1 protein-coding gene and 1 riboswitch are annotated in these 1,813 nt (G+C 58.4%); the gene reads left to right on the top strand.

Annotation, left to right across the window (positions count from 1 at the left end):
- Positions 1-405: 405 nt before the first annotated feature.
- A complete protein-coding gene (locus AC11W3_RS19925; protein ID WP_484090659.1) occupies positions 406-1,071 on the top strand; it encodes a hypothetical protein in 666 nt (221 codons plus the stop codon).
- A gap of 565 nt (positions 1,072-1,636) precedes the next feature.
- A riboswitch (cyclic di-GMP riboswitch) is annotated at positions 1,637-1,711 on the top strand.
- Positions 1,712-1,813: the final 102 nt, after the last annotated feature.

The raw sequence follows: 1,813 nt of genomic DNA on the forward strand, positions 1-1,813 counted from the left end.
AATCCCTGTAGCCCATGGACAACCCCGCAATTTTCCTAAACGGAAGTTTTTATCACTTCCACCGGGCGAAGACAACGTTTTTCTTCCCCTGTCCCGGCCTCGTCGACCGTGGCAGGACCTTTATCCGATTCCCATGCCGGCGTCAGCAGGGCCGCTCTCGCCGCCCGGTCCGCGTTAGCGCCTCATAATGATCTGCGATACAATTCCCCATGAGGAGAACCTGCATCCCGAGGGGCTGTGCAGGGAGTGAACGAGGGAATCTTGATCGCCCGTTTCAGATCAGCTGCCAGTTCTTCATGAAAAAGATCGGGCGATTAGCCGCTTGCAATGATGCTGGTGTGACGGGTTATGCCGGCACCTCGCGTGAAAGGAAAGAGCCGTTCGATCGAGACAGGGGGCGATGACATGGAGATGCCGAGGACAGAGAGCGCGGGTAGCGCGACGCTTGGTGTTATGAGGTGGTGCGCTGGGGTCGTGCTGGCGATGCTCCTCGCCGGATGCGGAGGGGGGATCGGGGGCGCAGAGGGAACTCGCGCGCTCCCCAACGCGACCTCGACCTACTCGGCGGCCCAGCCCGGCCAACCCGCCACCTTCTTCACCTTCACCGGCGACGATTACGGCATGGAGCAAGCCACGTACCTCTCCGCCACCAATTCCTCGCTGGGGATGGTGCTGCGCGCAGCCGTCGCCTCCAGCATGACCGATCCCGATTTCAAGACCGTGTCGCGCCTCGACATCGCGACGCCGGGGGCTGTCACAGCGGGACGGCTATACTCCCTGGGGTCTTCGACATCCGGCGCACCCTCCTTCCCCGGCACCCTTTACTTCTTCAACGGCCACGACTCCACGCTGCTGCAGACGGTGGGGGGTACCATTACCTTCGACTCCTTCGGCAGCAAAACCGGTGACCCCCTCTCAGGCTCGTTCGCCGCCATCGTCATGGACGGCGGCGACAGCGCGACCCCCAAGGGAACCTACCACATCTCGGCCAGGTTCTCTTTCGCCGTCGGCGGCTTCGGACCGGTGGCCCCCGCACCGCTCCCGGTCCCCGAGCAGGCCGCCTCTCTCTAATTGAATATCTCTTAGAGATACTGCGGCGTCCCTCTCCTTCCGAAATAACCACTCTCCCGTACCCTTTTCCCACCACTACACACGACTGCTTCCACAAAAGTCTCCGCAGAAAATCGCTTTAACTTCAATTAGATATGTCGACCTTTCCAGTCTTCCGGGGGGCGTCTTCCCGATGATTCATCCATCATGCGGCCGGCGGCGTCAGTTCCTGTCCTCCCGCCCAAGGAAAGAATCCCGTCAAATGACGTGACGGATACATCTCCCGGACCGGTGCTTCTGCCAAACTTTTAATGACTTATCCCTACTAAAAACTCTAAAATTACTTTTTATTTACTCAGGGATTTGTTATTGTGACACGCTTCCTTGAGTCTGCCCTTGCCGCCTTTTGGCACGATGATGGAGGAGCGGGTAGCTCACGGGGCAATCAGTGCCAGGTAGTTCTCATCATTTTGGTATACGTCAATATCTCTAATTAATATTAAGCAATAATGGCGGCAGTGGAGAGATGTTAGTCACGGGGCCGCCATCCGGGGAGTCAGAGCTAAGGCATGTGAAACGAATCAACCTCCGATAAAGGCAAAACCGGAGCAATCCGGCGACGCAAAGCCGCGGGTCCCTATGGGATGGCCGGGCTACCGAAGAGGCCCGGATGAATCATTCCGGGAGAGCAGGACGTTGTTGCCGGGTCGGGGTTGCAAGAGGTAACAGTATTGCTGAGAGCGAAGTCCAGAACCAGCCCAGG

It is taken from the genome of Geomonas sp., from assembly GCF_056994735.1.